This is a genomic window from Christiangramia gaetbulicola (genome assembly GCF_003054225.1).
In the GTDB taxonomy this organism is placed as follows: Bacteria; Bacteroidota; Bacteroidia; order Flavobacteriales; family Flavobacteriaceae; genus Christiangramia; species Christiangramia gaetbulicola.
Genome location: NZ_QBKQ01000007.1, coordinates 1 through 5,787, shown reverse-complemented (window position 1 = coordinate 5,787; position 5,787 = coordinate 1). Strand labels below are relative to the sequence as shown.

Annotated in this window: 1 protein-coding gene, 2 tRNA genes and 3 rRNA genes; all 6 read right to left on the bottom strand. The window is 47.2% G+C overall.

Annotated elements, in window-relative coordinates; translation table 11 throughout:
* Window positions 1-19: 19 nt before the first annotated feature.
* Window positions 20-129: ribosomal RNA gene (gene rrf, locus C8P64_RS16425) — 5S ribosomal RNA — on the bottom strand.
* Window positions 130-283: 154 nt separating this feature from the next.
* Window positions 284-3,115 (bottom strand): 23S ribosomal RNA (locus tag C8P64_RS16420).
* Between the two features lie 231 nt (window positions 3,116-3,346).
* A tRNA-Ala gene (locus C8P64_RS16415) sits at window positions 3,347-3,420 on the bottom strand.
* Window positions 3,421-3,540: 120 nt separating this feature from the next.
* Window positions 3,541-3,614, bottom strand: a tRNA-Ile gene (locus C8P64_RS16410).
* A gap of 184 nt (window positions 3,615-3,798) precedes the next feature.
* A 16S ribosomal RNA gene (locus C8P64_RS16405) occupies window positions 3,799-5,328 on the bottom strand.
* The 16S, 23S and 5S rRNA genes sit together here with 2 tRNA genes alongside, the layout of an rRNA operon.
* 212 nt (window positions 5,329-5,540) lie before the next feature.
* On the bottom strand, window positions 5,541-5,744 hold the full coding sequence (locus C8P64_RS16400; protein WP_108173190.1) for a hypothetical protein: 204 nt from the start codon (window positions 5,742-5,744) through the stop codon (window positions 5,541-5,543).
* Window positions 5,745-5,787: the final 43 nt, after the last annotated feature.

The window sequence follows — 5,787 nt, the reverse complement described above, 5'->3', positions numbered from 1 at the left end:
ACTGAAGGGGTTTTCAAGAAGAAGGCGGCGACATACTCTCCCACAAAAAAGCAGTACCATCTGCGCTAACGGGCTTAACTACTCTGTTCGGGATGGGAAGAGGTGAGCCCCGTTGCTATAGCCACCTTAAAAGGTAAGTTATAAGCTTAGGCTTAAAACTGTCCTGATTATTCAGAACTAATATCGTTGACATACTTAAGAAACAAAAAATAAGAAGAATGTGTAATACGCTTATAAAGTAAGCATTTGGCGGCTCTGAGGTTTTGCGGCCTCAGAGCCATCGCGCATCAAGCTTTACGGATTATTAGTACTACTCGGCTATGACATTACTGCCTTTACACCTGTAGCCTATCAACGTGGTAGTCTCCCACGGTCCTTTAAAGAAATCTCATCTTGTGGTGGGTTTCGCGCTTATATGCTTTCAGCGCTTATCCCTTCCGAACGTAGCTACTCTGCAGTGCTCCTGGCGGAACAACAGATACACCAGAGGTTCGTCCAATCCGGTCCTCTCGTACTAGGATCAGGTCCACTCAAATTTCTAACGCCCACTGTAGATAGAGACCGAACTGTCTCACGACGTTCTGAACCCAGCTCGCGTGCCACTTTAATGGGCGAACAGCCCAACCCTTGGGACCTTCTCCAGCCCCAGGATGTGACGAGCCGACATCGAGGTGCCAAACCCCCCCGTCGATGTGAGCTCTTGGGGGAGATCAGCCTGTTATCCCCGGCGTACCTTTTATCCTTTGAGCGATGACCCTTCCATGCGGTGTCACCGGATCACTATGCTCTACTTTCGTACCTGATCGACCTGTATGTCTCTCAGTCAAGCTCCCTTTTGCCATTGCACTCTACGCACGGTTACCAAGCGTGCTGAGGGAACCTTTAGAAGCCTCCGTTACTCTTTTGGAGGCGACCACCCCAGTCAAACTACCCACCAAGCACTGTCCTTCCATTGGAAGTTAGGCTCTAAACAAGTAAAGGGTAGTATTTCAACAACGACTCCACGATACCTGGCGATACCGCTTCAAAGTCTCCTACCTATCCTACACATCACTTGTTCAAAGTCAATACTAAGCTATAGTAAAGGTGCACGGGGTCTTTTCGTCCCACAGCGGGTAATCGGCATCTTCACCGATACTACAATTTCACCGAGCTCATGGCTGAGACAGTATCCAGATCGTTGCACCATTCGTGCAGGTCGGAACTTACCCGACAAGGAATTTCGCTACCTTAGGACCGTTATAGTTACGGCCGCCGTTTACTGGGGCTTCAGTTCAATGCTTCGCCGAAGCTAACATCTCCCCTTAACCTTCCAGCACCGGGCAGGTGTCAGGCCCTATACGTCATCTTTCGATTTAGCAGAGCCCTGTGTTTTTGATAAACAGTCGCCTGGATCTTTTCACTGCGGCCCCCCATAAGGGGGCGACCCTTCTCCCGAAGTTACGGGCCAATTTTGCCTAGTTCCTTAGCCATGAATCTCTCGAGCACCTTAGAATTCTCATCCCAACTACCTGTGTCGGTTTAGGGTACGGGTTGCCTCCACTCGCTTTTCTTGGAAGTCGCTCCTCTGGATTATCACTCCGGCCGTAGCTTTCGTGTACTATCGGGGTGTTACCACTCCCTTCAACGTACTATTCCGTCAGTACGCACCAAATTTACGCCTCCGTCCGCTTTAACATGGGGCAAGTAGCAGAATATTAACTGCTTGTCCATCGACTACCCCTTTCGGGTTCGCCTTAGGTCCCGACTAACCCCCAGCTGATTAGCATAGCTGGGGAAACCTTAGTCTTTCGGTGTGCAGGTTTCTCGCCTGCATTATCGTTACTTATGCCTACATTTTCTTTTGTAACCGATCCAGCAAGCCTCGCGACTCACCTTCATCTCTGTTACAATGCTCCCCTACCACTACAGTAAACTGTAGTCCATAGCTTCGGTAGTATGTTTATGCCCGATTATTATCCATGCCGAACCGCTCGACTAGTGAGCTGTTACGCACTCTTTAAATGAATGGCTGCTTCCAAGCCAACATCCTAGCTGTCTGGGCAGTTCAACCGCGTTTCTTCAACTTAACATACATTTTGGGACCTTAGCTGATGGTCTGGGTTCTTTCCCTCTCGGACATGGACCTTAGCACCCATGCCCTCACTGATATGCATCATTTTATAGCATTCGGAGTTTGTCAGGAATTGGTAGGCGGTGAAGCCCCCGCATCCAATCAGTAGCTCTACCTCTATAAAACTAACTATATCGCTGCACCTAAATGCATTTCGGGGAGTACGAGCTATTTCCGAGTTTGATTGGCCTTTCACCCCTACCCTCAGGTCATCCCAAGACTTTTCAACGTCAACGGGTTCGGTCCTCCACTATGTGTTACCACAGCTTCAACCTGCCCAAGGGTAGATCACACGGTTTCGCGTCTACCACTACCAACTAAAACGCCCTATTCAGACTCGCTTTCGCTACGGCTCCACAGCTGAACTGCTTAACCTTGCTGGCAACGGTAACTCGTAGGCTCATTATGCAAAAGGCACGCCGTCACCCCACGAAGGGGCTCCGACCGCTTGTAAGCGTATGGTTTCAGGATCTATTTCACTCCCTTGTTCAGGGTTCTTTTCACCTTTCCCTCACGGTACTGGTTCACTATCGGTCTCTCAGGAGTATTTAGCCTTGGCGGATGGTCCCGCCGGATTCATACAGGGTTTCACGTGCCCCGCACTACTCAGGATACCACTATGTTTTATACGAAGTTGCTTATACCGGGCTGTCACCGTCTATGGCCAGGCTTTCCAACCTGTTCTAATTCCTTGTACAAACAATATTGTGGTCCTACAACCCCAATAAGTCCGTAAACTCATTGGTTTGGGCTACTGCGCGTTCGCTCGCCGCTACTAGCGCAATCACTATTGTTTTCTCTTCCTCCGGGTACTTAGATGTTTCAGTTCTCCGGGTTCGCTTCCTTGCGGATGACATATCTTCAATATGCCGGGTTGCCCCATTCGGATATTCGCGGATCAATTTGTATGTGCCAATCCCCACGACTTTTCGCAGCTTATCACGTCCTTCATCGCCTCTGAGAGCCTAGGCATTCCCCATACGCCCTTATCTAGCTTGTATGCGCTTTGCTTAATGCTCTAATCTATTCTGACCTAAATCAGAACAGAAGTATTATAATGTATTACTTTTATTAAATATTTCTATCTAATAGTGTTCTCGTATTCTTTGTTTCTCAATATGTCAATGAACTTTTTTCCTTATCTAGCGATACAACTTCGATGATCCTACAAACTAAAAACGTATGTTTCCTGGTTGTTTGTAAAAACTATACCCATTATACCTCAAGGAATTGTGGAGAATATCGGAGTCGAACCGATGACCTCCTGCGTGCAAGGCAGGCGCTCTAGCCAGCTGAGCTAATCCCCCGTAATGAATTCAGAATTTAGAATTCAGAATTTAGAATTAGAATTCCTTAGCTTCTAGAATTTCCTTCAGTATTTCAATCAATGAACTTCATAAACCTGATGGCTTACTTTAATTAAAAAGTAGTCTCAGGCAGACTCGAACTGCCGACCTCTACATTATCAGTGTAGCGCTCTAACCAGCTGAGCTATGAGACTGTCCATAAATAGCTCTAGCGGTAAGCTTTCAGCATTAAGCTTTAAGATCACTCTTAAAAACTTATAGCTTACAACTTATAGCTTATTGCTATTTTAATCGAATTGACGATAAGAATCAAGACCAAATTGGCCTCTGAACTTCCCTTTACTAATTGTCGCTTGTCACTAGGTGACAAAGCTCTAGAAAGGAGGTGTTCCAGCCGCACCTTCCGGTACGGCTACCTTGTTACGACTTAGCCCCAGTTACCAGTTTTACCCTAGGCCGCTCCTTACGGTGACGGACTTCAGGTACCCCCGGCTTCCATGGCTTGACGGGCGGTGTGTACAAGGCCCGGGAACGTATTCACCGCATCATGGCTGATATGCGATTACTAGCGATTCCAGCTTCACGCAGTCGAGTTGCAGACTGCGATCCGAACTGTGATAGGGTTTGAAGATTCGCATCCCCTCGCGGGGTAGCTGCCCTCTGTCCCTACCATTGTAGCACGTGTGTGGCCCAGGACGTAAGGGCCGTGATGATTTGACGTCATCCCCACCTTCCTCGCGGTTTGCACCGGCAGTCTGGCTAGAGTTCCCACCATTACGTGCTGGCAACTAACCACAGGGGTTGCGCTCGTTATAGGACTTAACCTGACACCTCACGGCACGAGCTGACGACAACCATGCAGCACCTTGCAATCTGTCCGAAGAAGGGTCTGTTTCCAGACCTGTCAGACTGCATTTAAGCCCTGGTAAGGTTCCTCGCGTATCATCGAATTAAACCACATGCTCCACCGCTTGTGCGGGCCCCCGTCAATTCCTTTGAGTTTCATTCTTGCGAACGTACTCCCCAGGTGGGTTACTTATCACTTTCGCTTAACCACCCAGCCCTCAATTAGGCCGGACAGCTAGTAACCATCGTTTACGGCGTAGACTACCAGGGTATCTAATCCTGTTCGCTACCTACGCTTTCGTCCCTCAGCGTCAATATATTATTAGTGATCTGCCTTCGCAATAGGTGTTCTGAGTAATATCTATGCATTTCACCGCTACACTACTCATTCCAACCACTTCATAATAATTCAAGAACAACAGTATCAATGGCAATTCTACAGTTAAGCTGCAGACTTTCACCACTGACTTATTATTCCGCCTACGGACCCTTTAAACCCAATGATTCCGGATAACGCTTGGACCCTCCGTATTACCGCGGCTGCTGGCACGGAGTTAGCCGGTCCTTATTCATACGGTACCGTCAAGCTCCGACACGTCGGAGTGGTTCTTCCCGTATAAAAGCAGTTTACAACCCATAGGGCCGTCTTCCTGCACGCGGCATGGCTGGATCAGAGTTGCCTCCATTGTCCAATATTCCTCACTGCTGCCTCCCGTAGGAGTCTGGTCCGTGTCTCAGTACCAGTGTGGGGGATCTCCCTCTCAGGACCCCTACCTATCGCGGTCTTGGTAAGCCGTTACCTTACCAACTAACTAATAGGACGCATACTCATCTTTAAGCCATAAATGTTTAATATAGTCTCCAGGTGAAGTCTATATACTATGGGGTATTAATCCACGTTTCCATGGGCTATTCCCCGCTTAAAGGCAGATTGTATACGCGTTACGCACCCGTGCGCCACTCGTCAGCGGATTAGCAAGCTAATCCCTGTTACCGTTCGACTTGCATGTGTTAGGCCTGCCGCTAGCGTTCATCCTGAGCCAGGATCAAACTCTTCATCGTTAAATCTTAAATATATTCAACAACTACTAAAGAAATTGCTCAGTATGACTTTTTCTAGTCTTAATTCTTATACACTTGATTTTATCTATCGCTAAATAAAATCCTTGTCAATTCAATATTTCAATGAACTCAATTGGTCTCCCAATCTGTCTTGTTAAAACCCAAGGATTCGAACCTCTCAATCTCGCCCCATCCGGCGGTTTCTCTTAATTTCAATCTCTGTTTGTGAACGGTTGCTCTGTCTCAAAGCGGGTGCAAATATACAACGCTTTTTCTTTATCCACCAAAACTTTTTTAATAAAATTTTTAGTTTCTTTTAAAGCTTTCAGCGTCAATCTAATAACACCTTTACAACCTTTAGGAACATCGCTTACTCTCAAAGCGGGTGCAAATATAAAACGACTTTTCTTCTCCAACCAAATAAAAATGAACTTTTTTTTATCCGGTTTTTAAAGGAGC